This is a genomic window from Roseibium sp. RP-7 (assembly GCF_053005225.1).
Map to the genome: position 1 here is coordinate 758,919 of NZ_JBRKQA010000001.1, position 20,179 is coordinate 779,097.

16 protein-coding genes are annotated in these 20,179 nt (G+C 58.9%); 10 read left to right on the forward strand and 6 right to left on the reverse strand.

Features of this window, described 5'->3' with window-relative positions; genetic code table 11:
• Positions 1 to 49: 49 nt before the first annotated feature.
• The 3 genes from ACVDG9_RS03460 to ACVDG9_RS03470 all read right to left on the reverse strand — a co-directional run bounded on the left by ACVDG9_RS03460 (position 50) and on the right by ACVDG9_RS03470 (position 3,712).
• Positions 50 to 1,444 carry an aspartate aminotransferase family protein gene (locus tag ACVDG9_RS03460; protein ID WP_447237302.1) on the reverse strand — a complete coding sequence of 465 codons (1,395 nt, stop codon included), beginning with the start codon at positions 1,442 to 1,444 and terminating at the stop codon, positions 50 to 52.
• A 31-nt stretch (positions 1,445 to 1,475) separates the two neighbouring features.
• On the reverse strand, positions 1,476 to 2,930 hold the full coding sequence (locus ACVDG9_RS03465; RefSeq protein ID WP_023002191.1) for a glutamine synthetase family protein: 1,455 nt from the start codon (positions 2,928 to 2,930) through the stop codon (positions 1,476 to 1,478).
• Positions 2,931 to 3,034: 104 nt separating this feature from the next.
• The gene (locus tag ACVDG9_RS03470; RefSeq protein ID WP_023002190.1) at positions 3,035 to 3,712 is read right to left on the reverse strand and encodes a GntR family transcriptional regulator; all 678 of its coding nucleotides are present in this window, start codon (positions 3,710 to 3,712) and stop codon (positions 3,035 to 3,037) included.
• Between the two features lie 200 nt (positions 3,713 to 3,912).
• Here ACVDG9_RS03470 and ACVDG9_RS03475 point away from each other — a divergent pair, with 200 nt between their 5' ends.
• From ACVDG9_RS03475 to ACVDG9_RS03505, 7 genes are all read left to right on the forward strand, one after another.
• On the forward strand, positions 3,913 to 5,301 hold the full coding sequence (locus tag ACVDG9_RS03475) for a glutamine synthetase family protein (protein ID WP_023002189.1): 1,389 nt from the start codon (positions 3,913 to 3,915) through the stop codon (positions 5,299 to 5,301).
• Positions 5,302 to 5,451: 150 nt separating this feature from the next.
• A complete protein-coding gene (locus ACVDG9_RS03480; RefSeq protein WP_031269801.1) occupies positions 5,452 to 6,546 on the forward strand; it encodes a polyamine ABC transporter substrate-binding protein in 1,095 nt (364 codons plus the stop codon).
• 81 nt (positions 6,547 to 6,627) lie between these two features.
• Positions 6,628 to 7,785 (forward strand): ABC transporter ATP-binding protein, encoded by a 1,158-nt coding sequence (locus ACVDG9_RS03485; protein WP_077290807.1) that lies wholly within the window; start codon positions 6,628 to 6,630, stop codon positions 7,783 to 7,785.
• Between the two features lie 9 nt (positions 7,786 to 7,794).
• Complete coding sequence (locus tag ACVDG9_RS03490; protein ID WP_077290806.1) at positions 7,795 to 8,724, forward strand: ABC transporter permease subunit; 930 nt, start codon at positions 7,795 to 7,797, stop codon at positions 8,722 to 8,724.
• Entirely contained in the window at positions 8,721 to 9,545 is an 825-nt protein-coding gene (locus tag ACVDG9_RS03495) for an ABC transporter permease (RefSeq protein WP_023002185.1), read from the forward strand. The genes ACVDG9_RS03490 and ACVDG9_RS03495 overlap by 4 nt, the downstream gene beginning before the upstream one ends.
• 139 nt (positions 9,546 to 9,684) lie before the next feature.
• Positions 9,685 to 10,839, forward strand: a complete 1,155-nt coding sequence (locus tag ACVDG9_RS03500) for a GNAT family N-acetyltransferase (RefSeq protein WP_447237303.1) — start codon at positions 9,685 to 9,687, stop codon at positions 10,837 to 10,839.
• 5 nt (positions 10,840 to 10,844) lie between these two features.
• A complete protein-coding gene (locus ACVDG9_RS03505) occupies positions 10,845 to 11,999 on the forward strand; it encodes a GNAT family N-acetyltransferase (protein ID WP_447237304.1) in 1,155 nt (384 codons plus the stop codon).
• Positions 12,000 to 12,009: 10 nt separating this feature from the next.
• Here ACVDG9_RS03505 and ACVDG9_RS03510 read toward each other — a convergent pair whose 3' ends face one another.
• Entirely contained in the window at positions 12,010 to 12,255 is a 246-nt protein-coding gene (locus ACVDG9_RS03510) for a DUF6460 domain-containing protein (RefSeq protein WP_006940008.1), read from the reverse strand.
• Positions 12,256 to 12,553: 298 nt separating this feature from the next.
• Between ACVDG9_RS03510 and ACVDG9_RS03515 the strand changes: the two genes are divergently transcribed.
• From ACVDG9_RS03515 to ACVDG9_RS03525, 3 genes are all read left to right on the forward strand, one after another.
• Positions 12,554 to 13,249, forward strand: a complete 696-nt coding sequence (locus ACVDG9_RS03515) for a CoA transferase subunit A (RefSeq protein WP_023002182.1) — start codon at positions 12,554 to 12,556, stop codon at positions 13,247 to 13,249.
• A 13-nt stretch (positions 13,250 to 13,262) separates the two neighbouring features.
• Complete coding sequence (locus tag ACVDG9_RS03520; protein WP_023002181.1) at positions 13,263 to 13,892, forward strand: CoA transferase subunit B; 630 nt, start codon at positions 13,263 to 13,265, stop codon at positions 13,890 to 13,892.
• Between the two features lie 386 nt (positions 13,893 to 14,278).
• Positions 14,279 to 16,447, forward strand: coding sequence for a putative bifunctional diguanylate cyclase/phosphodiesterase (locus tag ACVDG9_RS03525; RefSeq protein WP_447237305.1), 2,169 nt, complete (start codon positions 14,279 to 14,281; stop codon positions 16,445 to 16,447).
• A gap of 28 nt (positions 16,448 to 16,475) precedes the next feature.
• Here ACVDG9_RS03525 and ftsH read toward each other — a convergent pair whose 3' ends face one another.
• Together ftsH and ACVDG9_RS03535 are read right to left on the reverse strand one after the other, a co-directional pair.
• Complete coding sequence (ftsH, locus tag ACVDG9_RS03530) at positions 16,476 to 18,302, reverse strand: ATP-dependent zinc metalloprotease FtsH (RefSeq protein ID WP_447237306.1); 1,827 nt, start codon at positions 18,300 to 18,302, stop codon at positions 16,476 to 16,478.
• A 105-nt stretch (positions 18,303 to 18,407) separates the two neighbouring features.
• Positions 18,408 to 20,096 (reverse strand): ABC transporter permease, encoded by a 1,689-nt coding sequence (locus tag ACVDG9_RS03535; protein WP_447237307.1) that lies wholly within the window; start codon positions 20,094 to 20,096, stop codon positions 18,408 to 18,410.
• Between the last annotated feature and the right edge of the window lie 83 nt (positions 20,097 to 20,179).

Consider the following 20,179-nt stretch of genomic DNA (forward strand, 5'->3'; position numbering starts at 1 on the left):
CAAGATGACGCATGTTTCATCGTCCCCGCAACCGGTTCGGCTGTCGATGTCAGCCTATCCAGCCGTCACGCTTCAGGGCCTGATAGGTCTCGTCGAGAGTTTTCTCGGCGGTCTTCACCAGAATATCCGCCTCCTCGTGGGTCAGGACCAGCGGCGGTGAAATGATCAGGCTGTCGCGCACCGCGCGCATGACCATGCCGTTGCCGAAGGAAATGTCGCGGCAAATGGTGCCGGCCGTGCCGACGTCCTTGAACGGTCGATGCGGATTTTTCTTGTCCGGCACCAGTTCCAGGGCACCGACAAGGCCGGTCATGCGGGCTTCGCCGATCAGAGGGTGATCGCCCAGCTTCAGCCAGCGTTCCTTGAGATAGGGACCGATATCGGTCTTGACGCGCTCGACCAGGCCTTCGCGCTCGATGATTTCCAGGTTGGCGAGTGCAGCCGCGGCGCAGGCCGGGTGACCGGAATAGGTGTAGCCGTGGTAGAACTCTTCACCCGAAAGCATCAAACCTTCGGCCACGCGATCGGAAACCATGACACCGCCCATCGGCAGATAGCCGGACGTCAGGCCCTTGGCGATGGGCATCAGGTCCGGCTTCATGCCGTAGTGGGTCGAGCCGAACCATTCGCCGAGACGGCCGAAGCCGCAGATGACCTCGTCGGAAACGAAGAGGATATCCCGTTCGTCGAGAATACGGCGGATTTCCGGCCAATAGGTCTCCGGCGGAATGATGACACCACCAGCGCCCTGGATCGGTTCGGCGATGAAGGCCGCAACCTTGTCCTCGCCGATCTCGTCAATGGCTTCTTCCAGTTTGCGCGCGGCAAAGACGCCGAACTCTTCCGGGCTCATTTCATGGCCTTCACCGAACCAGTAGGGCTGGTCGATGTGATGCACGCCCGGAACCGGAAGGCCGCCCTGCTGGTGCATGCCCTTCATGCCGCCGAGGCTGGTGCCGGCAAGCGTCGAGCCGTGATAGCCGTTCCAGCGGCCGATGATCACCTTCTTGTCCGGCTTGCCCATCTTGTCCCAATAGGTGCGGACCATGCGGAACACGGTGTCGTTGGCCTCGGACCCGGACGAGCAGTAGAACACCCTGTTGATGTGATCGGGTGCCAGTTTCGCCAGCTTTTCAGACAAGGCAATCGCGGGCGGATGGGTCGTCTTGAAGAACGTGTTGTAATAGGACAGCTCGTTCATCTGCTTGTAGACGGCATCCGCAATCTCCTTGCGGCCATGGCCAACCTGCACGCACCACAGACCGGCCATGCCGTCGAGGATCCGGTTGCCTTCCGAATCCGTCAGCCAGATACCGTCGGCATGGGTGATCACCCGGCTGCCTTCCTGGTTCAGCGACTTCATGTCGGAAAAAGGATGCCAGTGATGGGCGGCATCGAGCTCCTGAAGGGCCTTGGTCGGATAGATGTTGGAATGGGCCGTCATTGGCGAACGCTCCGGATAGTGACAGACGGGATCAGACGTTGAGCAGCAGGTATTCCCGCTCCCAGGGGCTGATCACGGACATGAAGGTTTCAAATTCCTCGTATTTGATCGCGCGGTAGGTGGCGACGAATTGTTCGCCGAACACCTCGATCATCTCGTCGGATTTTTCGAATTTGGCCAGCGCCTCTGGCAGACCTCGCGGCAGGGACTTGGACCGTTCCGAGCAGTCGTCGGATTTCGGGGAATCCGGCTTGAGCCCGTGGACCATCCCCAGGTACCCGCAGGCAAGGCTTGCGGCGATCGCGAGATACGGGTTGACGTCGGACCCCGGTACCCGGTTTTCCAGACGACGTGCCTGGGCGTTGGAATAAGGCACACGCAAACCCACCGTGCGGTTGTCGTAGCCCCAGTAGACATTCACCGGTGCGGTCGAGGTCTTGGAGAAACGGCGATAGGAATTGACGAAAGGCGCCATGATGCAGGTGACCCGCGGAAGGAACCGCTGGTGCCCGGCGATGAATGACAGGAACGCCTGTGTTTCCTCGCCGTTTTCATCCGCAAAGATGTTGAGGCCGGTTTCCTTGTCGACCACCGACTGGTGGATATGCATGGCCGAACCGGGCTGGTTCGACATCGGCTTCGACATGAAGGTGGCATACATCTCGTGACGAAGCGCGGCCTCACGGATGGTGCGCTTGAACAGGAACACCTGGTCGGCCAGGGCCAGCGGTTGGCCATGGCGCAGGTTGATTTCCATCTGCGCTGCGCCTTCCTCGTGGATCATGGTGTCGATCTCGAGGCCCTGCTGTTCCGACAGGTCGTAGATGTCGTCGATCAGGTCGTCGAATTCGTTCAGCGCGGAAATCGAATAGGACTGCCGGCCGACTTCCGGACGGCCGGACCGGCCCCGCGGCGGCTCAAGCGGATAGTCAGGATCCGTGTTCGGGCGGACGAGGTAAAACTCGATTTCCGGCGCCACGACAGGCTCCCAGCCCTTGTCCTCGTAGAGTTTGAGAACACGCTTCAAGACATTGCGCGGGGCGGTCTCGACCGGTGCACCCTGCCGGGTGACGGCGTCGTGGATCAGCTGCGCGGTCGGGTCGCTTTCCCAGGGCACGGTGGTAAGGGTGCTGTAGTCGGGCTTGAAATAGAGATCGCCGTCGATGGGGTTGTGCTGAAACCAGTCGTCGTCGTCCGGATAATCGCCCGAGATCGTCTGCGCGAAGATCGAAGCAGGCATCGTCATCACCGGGCCGGAGAAAAACTTGCCAGTCGGCATCATCTTGCCGCGGGCAACACCGGCAAGGTCCGGAACGATGCATTCGATATCCTGGATGTTGCGCGCGTTGAGCCAGTCACGGGCCGCATCGACATCGGGAACGCCGCGCAGGCTGTCGATCGGATTTTCGCTTTCGCTGGCAGGCGTTTCAGCAGTCACAAGAAGCTCCAATGGTTTTGGCACTTTGGCCGGGGCAGGGAAGGCCATTTGGACGGCAAACAGGGGCGTTATCAAGTGCCTGTCTGCATGGGGCTGTCCCGGGTCGGAGAAATCATTTTGTGATCACAAAATGACATGGCTTTCAAAAAGGATCAACCGCCTGATGCATTTGACAGGATTTCCTTGCCGAGAAGCCCCATGCCGTCGGCAATATCGGCCGCGATCGCAGCCCGCAGTGCAGGGCCGTCCTGATCTTCGATCGCGCGGATGGCTTCCTTGTGACGGTCCTCAAGACTGGCAGTGCCGACCCGTCCGTAAACCGTACGCATGAATGGCGCGAACTGCAGCCAGAGACTGTCGATCAGCGGCAGCAGAACCTTGGATCCGGACGCCCTGTAAATGCGGAAATGAAAGGCGTGGTTGAGCCGCATGTAGGCTTCTGCATCGCCACTTGTGAGCCGCTCATCGATGTCGTCATCGATCGATTGAAGGTCCTTTGCATCCTTGGATGTCAGGTGCGGCAGGGCCAATTCGGCCAATTCCGGTTCCAGAAGAAGTCTTGCTTTCAGCACCTCGTCGAAGCGGGCCGGGGTCATGTCGGGTATCTGTACCCGGCCGTTCGGTTTCACCTCGAGAGCGTTTTCTGCCGCAAGCCGTTGCAACACTTCGCGCACTGGCATCGGGCTGACGCCAAGTTCTGCGGCAAGCCCCCGGATTGTCACGGCTTTTCCAGGTATGAACCGGCCTGTAAGCAGCCCGGACCGGACGGCGTTGTCGACCTGCCCACGGGTTGCACCACGGGACGTGGAAGGGCCGCTGGCCTCCTTCACGGGGCCGGATTGCAAAGCGGATTGCCGAAGGGCCAAAGACGTCCTCCCGAAAAAGTCAAACGGTCAATTTATGCGATCCCGCTTGACAGGGTTTTCCGAAAGTGATCACATTTTTGAAAAGGACGCAAACAAAAGCTGCCGGCTGCCGCAGGAGTGCGGACGGCTCAGTCCAGCAAGACGCAGGGGCGTAAAAACTCTAAATGAACGAGCTTCCCCACCAGATCCTCGAGCATCCGGCGCTGCCCGGCTGGAAGACGGACTTCGAGGCCTTCATGGCCGCCCACCCCGATCTTGATACGCTCGAGGTCATTCTGCCCGATACCAATGGCGTGCTGCGCGGCAAGTGGTTGCCGGGCAAGGCGCTCGAAAAGGTATTCGAGGGCGGCGTGGCCTTTCCCTATTCGCTTTACGGGCTTGATGTCTGGGGGCGCGAGGTCGAGGCCACCGGCATGCATCTGGAAACGGGTGACAAGGACGGTGTCTGCTGGCCGATCCCCGAAACACTGAAGCTTGTTCCCTGGACCGACCGCAAGACCGCCCAGGTGCTTTTGTCCATGTACGATCGGGACGGCGATCCGTTCCTGGCAGACCCGCGTCACGTTCTGGAAAACATGGTCGACCGGCTGAAGGACGAATTCGGCGTGACCGCCACCTGCGCCTTCGAGTTGGAATTCTATCTGTTCGAGGAAAGTGACGGCGACTGGACGGAGCAGCCCAAGCCGCTGTTCTCCACCCATCTCGGCCCTGCCCGCCAGAACATGTACGCGCTGTCCGACCTGGAGGCCTTGCTGCCGGTGGTGGACGATCTACGGAAGGCCTGCGAGGTTCAGGGCATTCCGGCGGACGCTGCGGTTTCCGAAGCCGCGCCCGGCCAGTTCGAACTCAACCTGCACCATCGCCGCAACCCGCTGCTGGCGGCCGATGACGTTGTCATGTTGCGCCGCCTGGTGGCGGGGGTCGCCCGCAAGCACGAGCTCAAGGCGTCCTTCATGGCCAAGCCTTTCGTGGAATGGCCCGGCAACGGCATGCATGTGCACGTGTCCATGGAAGACGATAACGGCAATTTGTTCGCGGATCCGGAAACCGGCGCAGACCGGCTGGGATATGCCATCAACGGTCTCTTGAAGACCATGCCGGAAGCCCTGTTGCTGTTCATTTCCACCTTCAACGGCTTCCGCCGGATGCAGCCTGGCTCCTATGCCCCGGCCTCCATCTGCTGGGGTTACGACAACCGCTCCGTGGCGTTGCGCGTTCCTGCCTCGACACCGGAAGCTGCCCGTGTCGAACACCGGATCGCGGGCGCCGACGCCAACCCCTATCTTGTGCTGACGGGCATTCTCGCCGGCATGATGGAAGGCCTCAGGCTGAAAAAGGATCCGCCTGCGCCCGTGACCGGCAATGCGTATGAGAAACGCAAGAAGCGACTGACCCCCTGGATGGACGAAGCCATTGATGCTTTTGAAGCCTCCAAGCTGATGAAACAGGCGGTCGGAAAGGAAATGCACAAGGTACTTACCGAGATCAAACGGGAGGAACTGAACGAATTTGGGCGGGAGATCTCATCGCTTGAGCGACAGACGTATTTGTGATCGGCTGCTGCCCAAAATCGACGCTGGACAAAATCCGGCGCCATAGCCAATCTGCGGGACAGACAAGACGCAAACAGCGCAAATGTCCATTTGCATTCAGGCACTAGGCCATCAAAGGGCCACTGACAAAACTCTGAGGGGAGTTCTCAAATGACGTTTAAATCCATGTTGACCGGGGTCGCCGTTCTCAGCCTGATGAGCGGTGCTGCATTCGCCCAGGACAAGGTCGTGAATGTCTACAACTGGTCCGACTACATTGACGAGACCATCCTGGAAGACTTCACCAAGGAAACCGGCATCAAGGTTGTCTACGACGTGTTCGACAGCAACGAAGTGCTGGAAACCAAGCTGCTGGCAGGCGGCACCGGCTACGATGTCGTCGTCCCGACCGGAACCTTCCTGGCCCGCCAGATTCAGGCCGGTGTTTTCTCTGAACTCGACAAGTCCAAGCTGACCAACCTGTCCAACATGTGGAAGGATATCGAGGCCCGCGTCGACAAGTATGATCCGGGCAACAAGCACTCGATCAACTACATGTGGGGCACCACCGGCTTCGGCTACAATGTCGACAAGGTGAAGGCCGCGCTCGGCGACAACCCGCCGGTGGACAGCTGGGATCTCCTGTTCAAGAAGGAGAACATCGAGAAGCTTAAGGATTGCGGCGTGTTCATCCTGGACGCTCCGACCGAGCTGATCCCGGCTGCTCTCAACTACCTGGGTCTCGATCCGGACAGCAAGGACCCGGCGGAAATCGAAAAGGCCGGAGAGCTCCTGATGTCGGTTCGCCCGTACATCCAGAAGTTCCATTCTTCCGAATACATCAACGCTCTTGCGAATGGCGATATCTGCCTTGCGGTCGGCTGGTCCGGTGACGTTCTGCAGGCGCGCGACCGTGCGGCGGAAGCCGACAACGGTGTGACCGTCGAATATTCGATCCCGAAAGAGGGCGCGCTGATGTGGTTCGACCAGATGGCGATCCCGGCCGATGCTCCGCACAAGGAAGAGGCGCACGAGTTCCTGAACTACATCATGCGTCCTGAAGTGATGGCGAAGGCTTCCAACGTCGTCTACTACGCCAACGGCAACAAGGCGTCGCAGGAATTCCTCAACGAGGACGTGATCGGGGATCCGGCGATCTACCCGACCGAGGAAGCGGTGAAGAACCTCTACACCGTCACCCCCTATCCTCCGAAGGTGAACCGGGTCGTGACCCGCACCTGGACCTCGGTCAAGAGCGGCCAGTAAGCGAACACGAACACCGCCGGGCCCTTTCCAAGGGTCCGGCGATTTAGTCTTGGGAAGGTCTCTTAGGGGTGGGAGATTGTTTTGGCGAAGAAATCGATTGGACCGGTGCGTCGGGCCTACAGCCCGTGGGACGATCCGGACAAGGCACCATTTATCGAATTCCGGAATGTCACAAAGAAGTTCGGTGATTTCACCGCGGTCAAAGACCTGTCCCTGAAAATCTACGAGCGCGAGTTTTTCGCGCTGCTTGGTGGCTCAGGCTGTGGCAAGACCACCTTGATGCGCATGCTGGCGGGTTTCGAGACGCCGACTTCAGGGCAGATCTTTCTGGATGGCCAGGACTTGGCCGGAATTCCGCCCTTCAAGCGTCCCTCCAACATGATGTTCCAGTCCTACGCGCTGTTTCCGCACATGAGCGTCGAGAAGAACATTGCCTTCGGTCTGAAGCAGGACAAGTTGCCGGCCTCGGAAGTTGAAGCGCGCGTGTCCGAAATGCTGCGGCTGACCAAGCTGGAACAATTTGCCAAACGTCGTCCGCACCAGCTTTCCGGCGGTCAGCGCCAGCGCGTCGCGCTGGCTCGCTCGCTCGCCAAGCGCCCCAAGGTGCTGCTGCTGGATGAACCGCTCGGCGCGCTTGACCGCAAGCTGCGTGAGGAAACCCAGTTCGAGCTGATGAACATTCAGGAAGAACTGAAAATGACCTTCCTGATCGTGACCCACGACCAGGAAGAAGCCATGACAGTGGCCGATCGTATTGCCGTCATGGACAAGGGCGAACTTGTGCAGGTTGCGACCCCGGCCGAAATCTACGAAGCGCCCAATTCCAAATTCGTTGCCGACTTCATCGGCGACATCAACCTGATCGAAGCCAACGTCGTCGAGAAATCGGACGCCGGTACGAAGCTGCGTTCAGTCGCGGACAACTTCTCCATCGAAAGTGATCAGGTGACCGATGCCGCCGTCGGCGACCGGGTCTGGTATGCCATTCGTCCGGAAAAGGTCCGCATTGCCCAGGGGCGCCGCGAAAAGGGCGTCCCCAACAGGATTGACGGCGTTGTCTGGGACATCGCCTACCTGGGGGACATGTCGATCATCCATTCGAAAGTCGGCGACGACGACGGCGATACGTTGCGCGCGACCTTCGCCAATGTCTCGCGCATGGTCGAAAACCCGATCACCTGGGATGACGAGGTCGTCATGTCCTTCGACCGGGACGCCGGCGTCATTCTAAAAGGGTAGGAGGAAACGATGTCCGACGTACACGTTCCCGCTCAACCCAAACGGACGCTCGGCGGCTGGCTGCTGATTTCGGTGCCATACATCTGGCTGCTGATCTTTTTTCTGGCGCCGTTCCTGATCGTCTTCAAGATTTCCCTGTCCCAGGTGGCCGTCGCCATTCCGCCCTATGTACCAACCTTCGATCTGGCAGAAGGCTGGAACGGTATCTGGCAAAGCGTCTCGGAATTCTCCTTCGAGAATTATGTCTGGCTGACGGAAGACGATCTCTACTGGAAATCCTATCTGTCGTCGGTTGTTATCGCGGCTATTTCAACGCTTCTTACGCTCATCATTGGCTACCCGATCGCCTATGGCATGGCACGCAGTCCGCAATCCTTGCGTCCGACGCTGCTGATGCTGGTGATCCTGCCGTTCTGGACCAGCTTCCTGATCCGCGTCTACGCCTGGATCGGCATCCTGAAAAACGAAGGCCTGCTCAACCAGCTTCTCCTGATGCTCGGCATCATCGACGAACCGCTGGTGATCATGAATACCAACATCGCGGTCTTTATCGGCATCGTCTATTCCTACCTGCCGTTCCTGGTTCTGCCGCTTTATGCCAGCCTGGAGCGGCTGGACGGCAGCCTTTTGGAAGCCGCCGAAGACCTTGGATGCCCACCCTGGAAGGCCTTCTGGAAAATCACCGTGCCGTTGTCGCTGCCCGGTGTTATCGCGGGGTGTTTCCTGGTGTTCATTCCCGCCGTCGGTGAATTCGTCATCCCGGATCTTCTTGGCGGGTCCAACACCCTGATGATCGGCAAGACGCTCTGGGTCGAGTTCTTCAACAACCGCGACTGGCCGGTGTCTTCTGCGGTTGCCGTGATCCTTCTGATGATCCTGGTGGTTCCGATCGTGCTCTTCCAGAACCAGCAGCAGAAAATGTCGGAGAGAGACGGATGACGCGCGGCCCGACCTGGTTCAACATCACCTCGCTGGTGGTAGGCTTTTCGTTCCTTTACCTGCCCATCGTGCTGCTGGTGATCTACTCCTTCAACGAGAGCCGTCTAGTGACGGTCTGGGGCGGGTTCTCCACCAAGTGGTACGCGTCGCTGCTGCAGAATGATCAGTTGCTCGATGCGGCCTGGGTGACCCTGCGGGTTGCCTTTGCGTCGGCCACACTGGCAACGATCATCGGCACCATTGCTGCACTTGTGCTGGTGCGGTCCGGACGCTTCGTCGGCCGGTCTCTGTTTTCCGGCATGATTTTCGCGCCGCTTGTGATGCCGGAAGTGATCCTCGGCTTGTCGCTGCTGCTGCTGTTCGTGGCCATGGACTATACGCGTGGTTTCTGGACCGTGATGCTGGCGCATACCACCTTCGCCAGCTGTTATGTGGCCGTTGTCGTTCAGTCGCGTCTGGTCGGCTTCGACAAGTCGATCGAGGAAGCCGCAGAAGACCTTGGCTGCCCGCCGGTGAAAACCTTCTTCCTGATCACCTTGCCGATCATCCTGCCAGGGGTCATCGCCGGCTGGATGCTGGCCTTCACCTTGTCTCTGGACGATCTGGTGATCGCCAGCTTCACCACGGGACCAGGCGCCACCACGCTGCCAATGAAGATCTACTCACAGGTGCGCCTTGGCGTGACACCGGAAATCAATGCGGTCTGTACCATTCTCGTTGCTCTGGTCACCATGGGCGTGATTGCCGCCTCCATTGCGACCAAGCGGCAACAGGCGCAAAAGGAGCGGGACGAACGGGCGGCCTTTGGCGCGGAAGGGTGATGATTTCCGAAGCTTCCAGAAGTCGGTGATATTGTGTAGGCAATACTGAATTTTAACAAAACCATGCCTATTTTACGGCGGGGCGGTACACTTCATTGGTGTGTCCGGGCCGATGGTTTTTATTGGGGTATTGCGAGTGATGGCATTGCGGGAAACAGAGCATCTACTGGCTCTGGAAAGCAGCGCTATTTCCCGGATAAAGGTTCGTGAACTCGAAGCTCCAACGCTTTCGGATATGAGCGGTCTTTGGTCTTCGTTGAAGGGCGGCGTCGTATCGACGCCGTTTCAGACACCGGAGTTTCTTGCAGCTTTGCAGGAAACCAAACTGAAGACAGGTGATTACCGATTTTCAGTGGGCGTTTTCGCGGAGCAAGGCGAGGAAGCCTCTCCGTGTATGCTGTTGCCGCTGGTGCGGTTCCAGCGTGGCCCAATCCGGGTCATAGGCATGCCGGATTTTGGTCTCGCCGATCAGAATGCACCGGTTCTTGGTGCAGGATGCCCGGCCTCCAGAGAGTGCCAGGTTGCAATGATCCGGGCATTTTTTGAGCGTCTCCACGATGCGGATATCGTCGACATACATAAACTGCATGGCCGGATCGACGCCCGGGAAAACCCATTGAACTTCATGCCGGAAACCATTTCCCAGAACAGTTCCCTTCTCCTCGACCTTCGCGATGGAGAGGGATCGGACAATTGGTGCGGCAAGTCCATCTACAAGAAGACCAGATCCAAATTTCGCAGGCTCGTGAAGGAAGGTGTCAGCCTGGTTGAGGCTGAAACGCCTGAAGAGCGAACTGAATTGTTCAAGACACTTGCGGCGCAGCGCAGCGACAGGTTCCGACAGCTCGGGCGGAAAGACAGTCTGGAACGTGAAGACCGTGCTGACTTCTACATCCGCCTTGCGCAGATGGAAGCTTCATCCTCGCCTTTCAGGGCCATCGCGCTGAAGTGCGGAGAAGAGACCGTTGCGGCCATGGTGTTGATGATGTCTGGTTCCCAGGCGACCGCCGTGCTGGTGTCCATCGGGGATCCGCGGTGGCACGCCTTTTCGCCGGGCATGGTGTTGTTTGCCCAGGCGATACAGCATGCTGCGCAAACCGGTGTTCGCTGGTTCAGCTTCGGCACAGGACAACAGGAATACAAGCAACGGTTCGGTGGGGTTGAGCTACCTTCCCGACGTCTTCTTATGCCACTCAGCACGCGTGGACGGCTCTTTGTCGGTGCCCGTGAAGCGCATCGTGCCGCTCAGGATATGCTTCAGATCGCGTTGCGCAGGAATGGGGTGGATACGTGACGGAGATGTCGGACGTGGCAGGACAGGAGACCTTCTGCGGGCAGGTGGCTGGGCAGAACCTTCATGTTGTCTGGCATGAGAAGCCCGGCGCGGACCTTTTGCGCTCGCTTTGGGCTTCACTACCCGGCGGAGCCATATGTTCGGCGTTTCAGGCACCGCGGTTCGTCGAGTGCTTTTTTCAGGAAATGGCACCTGCTGCCTGCGACACTTTCGGAGTGCTTGCCGCTTATCGCGCCGGTTTGCAGGACCCGCTTGCATTGCTGCCGTTAATCCGTTTCAGGAAAGGTCCGGTTCGCATCGCATCCACTCCCGACCTCGGCGTGGCAGACCAGAACGGCCCGGTATTGAGCGAAGCGCTCGCAAGCGAAGGCGCTGAAACGGTTCAGGCGGTCATGTCCGCAATGATCGAGGCCATCCCGGATGCCGATGTGGTCGACATCAAGAAACTGCACGTATCGATAGGCAACGCTGATAATCCCTTCTTTGTGCATCCAAATGCGAGCCCGGAAAGCAGCAGCCTCTTTCTGGAAACTGACGCCCTGCTCGCCGCCGGGGCCAAATCCGGGATAAGTATCTACAAGAAGGCAAGGGTCAACTTTCGCAAGCTTCAAAGCGAAGACGTTCAGTTGGTCGAAGCAACGACCCCTGAAGAGCGTGTGAAAATTCTCGAAGCTCTGATCGTCTCCAAGGAGGAGCGTTTCAAAGCACTTGGCCGCGCCAATTCCATGAAACAGGACAACCGGGAAAACTTCTATCGCGCCCTGGCGGCCCAAGCGGGGCTGGAAAACCCCCTGAAGGTTCTGGCGTTGAGGTCCGGTCACGACGCCATCGCCGTGGTTGCGATGTTGGTGGAAGATGGCTACGCCACCCTTATTCTGATTTCGATCGGGGCAGAGCAATGGCACCGGTTTTCACCTGGCATGGTGGCACTGGTTCAATCGATCTATTGGGCGCGGGACAATAACATTCGGGTCTATGGTTTCGGTACGGGTCACCAGGGTTACAAAAGCAGGTTCGGCGCCACGGAACAGCCGACACGACGCCTGCTTTTACCGCTTACGGTGAAAGGTCACGTGGCGATCACTGCCCTGAAGGCAAAACGGAGTTTCCAGGAAACCGTTGATCGCTGGAAACATCGGAAAACCGCTCAGACAGCCTGATCGGGAAATGTCATCCCGCTCGCGGTGGCCGGATCAGGTAGATGACCAGCCAGATCGGCACGACGATGAAGGCGCCCAGGATCATGTTGGGAATGGCCCAGTCCCGAAACTCCAGCAGATAGATCCAGAGCTCCAGAGGACTCATGCCGACGGAGCCCAGAATGTCCTGCGCGGTGATGTTCACGAAGGAAAGACCCGCGCCGACGAGCAGCGAGATGACCGCGATCTTGAAGAATGTCGACAGAAACGGGAACACGGTGCGTAGTGTCTCTCAGTAGGCTCAAGGTATCCGGTGCGCTGGAGAGTGGCGGTAACGCTCCGCGAACGGTGCCCAATTCTTGCCGTTAAGGATTTACAAACCATAAACAACTTGCCGGAAACCGCCCAAACCCGCGCTGCAACGGCAGTTTGGCGCCGGGCAAAGTGACGCAAATCGATTAAGTGACGGGCCATTCATGTTTTTCGCTGCAACGCGGGAAAGAGCTCTTGACCCGGTCGAACCAAGCGGCGAATGTGCGCCTCACGCATGTAGCGGTCTTAAACGGGAGTGAAACATGAACAAAATTTATCCGGACGCAAAGGCCGCCCTCGAGGGGCTGACCTTTGACGGCATGACGGTGATGGCCGGCGGGTTCGGCCTCTGCGGCATTCCGGAAAATCTGATCGTGGCGCTCCGGGATTCCGGAGCCAAGGACATTACGGCCATTTCCAACAATGCCGGTGTCGATGACTTTGGCCTCGGTCTTCTGCTGCAGACCCGCCAGATCAAGAAGATGGTTTCGTCCTACGTGGGTGAAAACGCGACCTTTGAAAAGCAGTACCTGAACGGCGAGCTTGAGCTTGAATTCAACCCTCAGGGCACGCTGGCCGAACGCATTCGCGCAGGTGGCGCGGGCATTCCGGGCTTCTACACCAAGACCGGCGTCGGTACGCTGATTGCCGAAGGCAAGGAGCACAAGGACTTCAACGGCGAGACATACATCATGGAAACCGGCCTCGTGGCCGATGTGTCGCTGGTCAAGGCCTGGAAGGCCGACAAGGAAGGCAACCTGATCTACCGCAAGACCGCGCGTAACTTCAATCCGATGATGGCAACCGCCGGCAAGACCTGTGTCGTGGAAGTCGAGGAGATTGTCGAGATCGGTGAACTCGATCCGGACAACATCCACACCGCCGGCATCTTCGTCGACCGTATCATCGTCGGCAGCCACGAAAAACGTATCGAAAAGCGCACCACGCGCGCAGCCTGAGGGAGAAAACATCATGGCCTGGACTCGTGATGACATGGCAAAGCGTGCCGCGCAGGAACTGGAAGACGGCTTCTATGTGAACCTGGGCATCGGCATTCCGACGCTGGTATCCAACTACATTCCGGAAGGTGTCCATGTGACCCTCCAGTCGGAAAACGGCATGCTCGGCATGGGCCCGTTCCCGACTGACGACGAGGTTGATGCAGACCTCATCAACGCCGGCAAGCAGACCATCACCGAATTGCCGCAGACCAGCTACTTCTCGTCTGCCGACAGCTTCGGCATGATCCGCGGCGGTCATATCGACCTGTCGATCCTGGGCGCTATGGAAGTGTCCGAGGGCGGCGATCTCGCCAACTGGATGATCCCTGGCAAGATGGTCAAGGGCATGGGCGGCGCGATGGATCTCGTCGCCGGCGTCAAGCGCGTGGTGGTGATCATGGATCACACCTCCAAGGCTGGCGACCCCAAGCTTCTGAAAGAATGCTCGCTACCGCTTACCGGCGTGAAATGCGTTGATCGCGTGATCACCAATTTCGGTGTCTTCGATGTTGTCGAAGGCGGCCTGAAGGTGGTTGAACTCGCTGACGGCGTAACGCTGGATGAGGTCAAGGAAAAGACCCAGGCAACGCTTCAGTCATAAGGCAGGATGCGCGCTTCGGCGTCGTTTTAAATCAAGGTGCCTGCGGTCTCGCAGGCACCTTTTTTCGTGGTTGCTTCAGCCAGCTCGTCGATTATTTCAATAAAAAAAGACTGTTTGAACGTGTCGCAGGCGCAATTTGTCCCGAATTGGAACCAATTCGTAGAATTGCCGAGGAAATTTCCAAATTCGTTAATAGATCGAATTGCGAATAACCCGCATAAATCAAGCATAGATAACCCGTTATCCTTTAAAAGCCGGGAAAGTCGATTTCCCGGCTAAAGAACAGATCAGTGTTTACGCGATCTGGTCACCCGCATTTACCTTCTTCAATCCACCTTCAAGACTTGTTCTGTATGGTGTTCAGGTATTCGCAAGGGGTGTTTGGCGTGCCTGGAACGCATGGGGCTGTCTCAAAGCTGATAAAAGTCCTGTCGACCTGGCTGCCCAGCCTGCGCACCCGCTTTGTCTTGCTGGTGGCCGGCCTGTTTCTGGCGCTCTCGGTCGTGATGATCATGGTGGCGAGCTACCTGGACCTGCGGGACGAGGAGCAAAGGGTGGTTTCGGACGCGCGAGCCATCGGGGCGACCGTCAGCCGACTGGCCGTACCGCATCTGACCAACCACCACTATCTGATCCTTGAACAGGAACTGGAAAGCATTGCCGGCAGCGGCGTGGTCGACCTGGCGCAAGTTCACGATCCCGCGCGTGCGGTCACTATCGACAGCGATCCGGACACGAGCTACTTCGACGAAATGGACCTGCATCCGCTGATCACGCTGTCGCTGCAAACCGGGCTCGATCAGATCCGCCAGACCGGAGACAGGATCGAAATAGCCTTGCCGGTGCGCGAGACGGCAGACAGTCCGGTTCTCGGGGTTGCGCTGGTGTCGGTCAAACGTCTTCAGGCCAACGGCATGCTGTTCGCCATCTGGGGACGGAACATCGTCATCACCCTGGTGCTCCTGATATTCTGTGTTCCGGTGACGTTTCATTTTGCGGAAAATTTCGTCCGGCCGATCAAGGCGCTGACCCAGACCGCCCACACGGTCAGTGCCGGCAATTTCGACGCGCCTTTCCCAGTCGAACGAACCGATGAGATCGGTGTTCTCGCCCGCGCCTATCGAGACATGGTCGGAACCATTCGGAACAACATGGCCCGCATCCACGAACTTGCCTATGTGGACCCGGTCACGCGGCTGCCGAACCGGGAGAGCTTCCGTCAACATTTCAATTCAAACATGCAGCTTGCGGACGGCACGCCGGTCCGGATGGCCGTTCTGTTTATTGACCTTGATCGCTTCAAGCGGGTGAATGACAGCTACGGACACGATCATGGCGACGCACTGTTGAAGGAAGTGGCGGCGCGGCTGCAGCGCTTGCTGAACTCCTCGGACAAGGTAGCGGCAGGCAAGACGGCCTTTTCACCACTTGTCGCCAGGCTCGGCGGCGATGAGTTTGCCATCGTCCTGCCGGCTGAAAAGCCCATGTCCAACGTCTACACACTCGCGGACCAACTGGTGCAATGCGTCGAGCAACCGCTGGAAATCAACGGTCTGACAATGGCCGTTGGGGCCAGCATCGGCGTCTCGACCTATCCGGATGACGGCGAGGACTACACCGCTATCCTGAAGAACGCGGACATTGCCATGTATGCGGCCAAGCGAACCGGCGGCAACCGTGCATGCTTCTTCAACGAGATCGAGCGCGATTCCCGATCTCACGAACGCATCCGTCTGGAAGCGGAACTGAAACGGGCCCTTCTGGCGGACGAGATCACTATCGCCTTTCAGCCCAAGATCGACTGCGCCACGTTGAGGGTGGTTGGTGCCGAAGTGCTGGCCAGGTGGGACCATCCCGAACGTGGCCTGTTGGCACCGGGATGTTTCATCGATGTTGCCGAAGAAAGCGATCTGATCACGCGCCTGGGTGACAGGGTGCTGGAACTGGCCTGCCGACAGGGCCGGGTCTGGCTCGATCATGGTCAACGTCTGCCGCTGGCCGTGAATGTTTCCATTCGCCAGCTTGAAAAGCCGGGCTTCACCGCCCGCGTCCTCGACATTTTGGAAATCACGGGCTTTCCGGCCGAGCTGTTGCAGCTCGAGGTGACGGAGACCGTTGCCATGGGGGATCCGGAGCGAATCTCGGAGGCGGCAAAGCCGCTTCTGGAAGCCGGCATTACCTTTGCGATAGACGATTTCGGCACTGGCTATTCAAGTCTGGCGCATCTTCAGCGTCTTCCGTTCAACACCTTCAAGATCGACCGAAGCTTCATCAGTGGCCTCGCCGATGACCATCACAGCCGCTCGATCGTTCAGACCATTCTGGCAATGGCGAAAAGCCTCAATTACGAGGTTGTCGCCGAAGGCGTCGAAACGGAAGAACAACACGTTTTCCTGGCTGAGAACGGCTGCACGACTGCGCAAGGCTTCCTGTTCGCGCGGCCGATGCCGGCAGAACATTTCGAAGCCTGGTCGAAGGCATTTCTGATGGATGGCAACCATCCGCACCTGGCCGCCGGAGCACAGCCGAAAGGTGGCAGCACGTTCGCCGCGTGAGGCAATTCGACGTTGACACGAACCGGCCTTACTCCGCCGCCTCGGTCTTGCGGCGTTCGGTGAGGGGGCGGATTGCTGGGAAGTCCTGATCGGTCAGTGTTTCCTTTGCAAGCAGCAATGAGGCCCCTTCGTCCAGTTCGCCGCGATGGCTGTTCAGGAGCGCCTTGGCGCGCTGGAAGGCGGCTTCCACCCTTTGCTTGATGGCAAGGTCGATCTCCCGCTGGGTCTGTTCGGAAACCTCGGCAACGTCTCCGGCAGGCTGGCCGAGAAAGTTCTGGCGCTGGGTGGCATAGGCGCGATTGCCAAGGTCGGGATCCATGCCGTATCGCATGACCATGTCGCGGGCGACTTCGGTCACTTTCTGCAGGTCGTCGGAAGCACCGGTAGAGATCTCGTTGAAGACAATCTCTTCTGCCGCCCGGCCGCCCATCAGGACAGCCATGCGGTTTTCCAGGTCGAGAGAGGACAACAGGAAACGATCCTCGGTTGGCCGCTGCATCGTGTAGCCGAGCGCGCCGATGCCGCGCGGGATGATCGAGATCTTGTGCACCGGATCACAGCCTTCCAGGTTGGCGGCAACCAGGGCATGGCCCATTTCGTGGAAAGCGACGGTTTTTCGTTCCTTGTCCGACAGGATCCGGCTGCGCTTTTCCAGTCCCGCAATCACCCTCTCCACTGCCTCGTTGAAGTCCAGCAGGGTAACGGCATCCGCCTGCCGACGTGTTGCCAGGAGGGCCGCCTCGTTGACCAGCGTCGCAAGGTCGGCGCCGGAAAACCCTGCTGTTAGCTGGGCCACCTGATCGAGGTCGATATCTGCGGCCAGCTTGATCTTTTTCACGTGGACATCGAGGATCGCGCGCCGGCCGATCTTGTCCGGCCGGTCGACCAGCACCTGCCGGTCGAAGCGCCCGGCGCGCAGGAGGGCTGGATCGAGGATCTCCGGCCGGTTCGTCGCTGCCAGCAGGATGATGCCGCTGGACGGATCAAACCCGTCGAGCTCGGTCAAAAGCTGGTTGAGCGTCTGTTCTTTCTCGTCGTTGGTGCCCATCGGGCCGGCTGCACGCGCCCGGCCCAGTGCGTCCAGCTCGTCGATGAAGATGATGGCAGGAGCGGCCTTTCGGGCCTGCTCGAAGAGGTCTCGAACCCGCGCGGCGCCGACGCCGACGAACATCTCCACGAATTCGGAGCCGGAGATCGAGAAGAACGGCACACCGGCTTCACCGGCCACGGCGCGCGCCAGAAGCGTCTTGCCTGTGCCCGGAGGGCCAACCAGCAGGATGCCCTTGGGCACATGCGCCCCCAGACGGCCATAGGAAGCTGGTTCCTTCAGGAAATCGACAATCTCCTTCAGTTCCCGTTTGGCTTCATCCACTCCGGCGACATTCTGAAAAGTGACTTTCACGTCCTTTTCGACAAATACCTTCGCCTTTGACTTGCCGACCGTCATCATGCCGCCAAGACCCTGTTTTTCGGCAAACCGGCGGATGAAGAACATCCAGAGGCCGAACAGCAGCAGGACCGGCAGCACCCAGGAGAGGATGTCGCGAATGAAGGTGTTCTGGACGACGCCGGTGTATTTGACATCGTACTTGCTGAGTTCGTCGGCGAGCGGAACCTCGACGCGCGTAGTGACGAAATACTGCTTGCCGTCCTTCAGTTCCGCCTTGAACTTGCCTTCGATGAAGTTCTCCTTGACGGCGATCTCCTCGATCTTTCCGTCCTTGAGGTACTGCTCGAACTGGCTGTAGGGGATCTGCTCGACGGTCTTGTAGGTGGTCCACCAGCTTTGGAACATCAGCACCAGCATCATGGCAATGAAGGCGTACCAAAGGTTTATCTGGTGTTTCTTTTCCATCGTGAAACTGTCCCGGCAATTGTCTGAACTATGCCGCCATTGACGCGGTTCGCCCGGAGGCTGTCAAGGCACGAGGTGGGCACGAGGTGGCATGGCTGCCCTGGTTCAGACGACCGGCTCCAGTTGCCGCTTGGACGTTTGCGTGCGGAAGGACGAGGCGCTGGAACGGGCGAGGTAGATGACCGGGATGAGGCCGACCAGAACGATGGCAAGCGAGGGCAGGGCCGCTTCGCCAAAGGCTTCGCGCGAGGCGGCCTCGAACACGGTTGTTGCCAGGGTTTCGAAATTGAACGGACGCAGGAGAACCGTTGCCGGCAGCTCTTTCATGCAATCGACGAAGCTGAGCAGGGCTGCGGACAACAGCACCGGCTTCAGGATCGGCAGGTGGATCTGCGTCAGGGTCTGACCGCTGTTGCGGCCAAGCGTGCGCGCCGCCATGTCGAGATGAGGTGTGATCCTGCCGAAGCCACCTTCAACCTGGCCGTAGGAAACTGCAAGGAAGCGAACCACATAGGCAAACACCAGGCCGGTGCCGCTCCCCAGCAGTAGCAGGCCGGTGTTGATACCGAACCAGGCTTCCATGCGGGCATCCAGGAAATTGTCGAAGCCGGCCAACGGCACCAGAATACCGATGGCGAGAACGGTGCCCGGAATGGCGTAACCGATCGAGGCAAGCCGGACGGCAAACTTCAATGGTCCCCTGGGGTTGAGACGCAGGGCATAGGCCAGGGCAACGGAAATGAGCACGGTGATCAGCGCTGCAATGGCAGCGAGGCTGAGGCTGTTCCAGACAGCATCCAGAAATCCGCTGTCCCAAAAACCGTCCAGGCGCCGGCTGGCCAGGTCAGCAAGCAGCAGCCCGGGAACCACAAAGCCGACAAAGACCGGCGTCAGGCATAACAGCAACGCCAGCGCAGCCTGCCAGCGTCCAAGTTCGAAGCGTGTCGGTGGCCGGTGCTTGGAGCCACCGCCGCTGTCGAAGCGCTGTTTGCGCCGCCCGAACCGTTCCAGCCACAATAGCAGGAACACCATCACCAGCATGGCAAGCGCGAGCTGGGCCGCGCCACCGAGGCTGGAACGGTGCAGCCAGGTGTCATAGACGGAAAAGGTCAGGGTCTTCACGCCGAAGAATGTCACCGCGCCGATATCGTTGAGGCACTCCATCAAGGCAAGCGAAATGCCGATGACGATGGCAGGGCGTGCCAATGGCAGGGCGACACGAAAGAACAGCCCGTAAGGCGAAGCGCCAAGGGTACGCGAGACATCCAGCGTCGAGGCGGATTGAATCAGAAAGCTCGCCCGGGTCGTCAGATAGACATAAGGGTAAAGCACTGCCCCCATGACGAATATGGCGCCGCCCAGTGAGCGAATTTCGGGAAACCAGTAGTCTCTGGACGTCTTGAAACCGAAAAGCGTGCGGATCAGGCTCTGAACCGGCCCGGTATAATCGAGCACTTCGACATAGGCGAAGGCGACGATATAGGTCGGCACCGCAAGGGGCACCAGAAGAGCCCAGTCGAGGACCTTTCTTCCCGGGAAATTGCACATCGTCACGAGCCAGGCCGTGGCAACGCCGGTGATGCCTGTGGTCAGGCCGACCCCGAGCATCAGCAAAACCGTCGTCTGCAGGGAGCCGGGCAGAACCGTTGTCAGAAGATGGCCCCAGACTCCGCCCGTCGGCGTCAGCGCGATCCACACGATCGCCGCCAGTGGCAACAGCACCAGCGTGGCAATCGCCAGCGATGCAATTTGCCAGAAACGGTCAGCAAAAGTGAGGGTGGGCGTGCGCAGCAAGGCCTGTCATTTCTTTGAGAATGGTTCGCAGGAAGCTCTATAGGCAAAACCCGGAAAATGCAAAAGCCAAGAGATCCCGAGGC

Coding starts and splice junctions, on each gene's coding strand:
- ftsH (WP_447237306.1), bottom strand. CDS start 18,302: ATGGAAAAGAAACACCAGATAAACCTTTGGTACGCCTTCATTGCCATG.
- ACVDG9_RS03520 (WP_023002181.1), top strand. CDS start 13,263: ATGGCCTGGACTCGTGATGACATGGCAAAGCGTGCCGCGCAGGAACTG.
- ACVDG9_RS03475 (WP_023002189.1), top strand. CDS start 3,913: ATGAACGAGCTTCCCCACCAGATCCTCGAGCATCCGGCGCTGCCCGGC.
- ACVDG9_RS03480 (WP_031269801.1), top strand. CDS start 5,452: ATGACGTTTAAATCCATGTTGACCGGGGTCGCCGTTCTCAGCCTGATG.
- ACVDG9_RS03460 (WP_447237302.1), bottom strand. CDS start 1,444: ATGACGGCCCATTCCAACATCTATCCGACCAAGGCCCTTCAGGAGCTC.
- ACVDG9_RS03465 (WP_023002191.1), bottom strand. CDS start 2,930: ATGGCCTTCCCTGCCCCGGCCAAAGTGCCAAAACCATTGGAGCTTCTT.
- ACVDG9_RS03500 (WP_447237303.1), top strand. CDS start 9,685: ATGGCATTGCGGGAAACAGAGCATCTACTGGCTCTGGAAAGCAGCGCT.
- ACVDG9_RS03495 (WP_023002185.1), top strand. CDS start 8,721: ATGACGCGCGGCCCGACCTGGTTCAACATCACCTCGCTGGTGGTAGGC.
- ACVDG9_RS03505 (WP_447237304.1), top strand. CDS start 10,845: ATGTCGGACGTGGCAGGACAGGAGACCTTCTGCGGGCAGGTGGCTGGG.
- ACVDG9_RS03515 (WP_023002182.1), top strand. CDS start 12,554: ATGAACAAAATTTATCCGGACGCAAAGGCCGCCCTCGAGGGGCTGACC.
- ACVDG9_RS03490 (WP_077290806.1), top strand. CDS start 7,795: ATGTCCGACGTACACGTTCCCGCTCAACCCAAACGGACGCTCGGCGGC.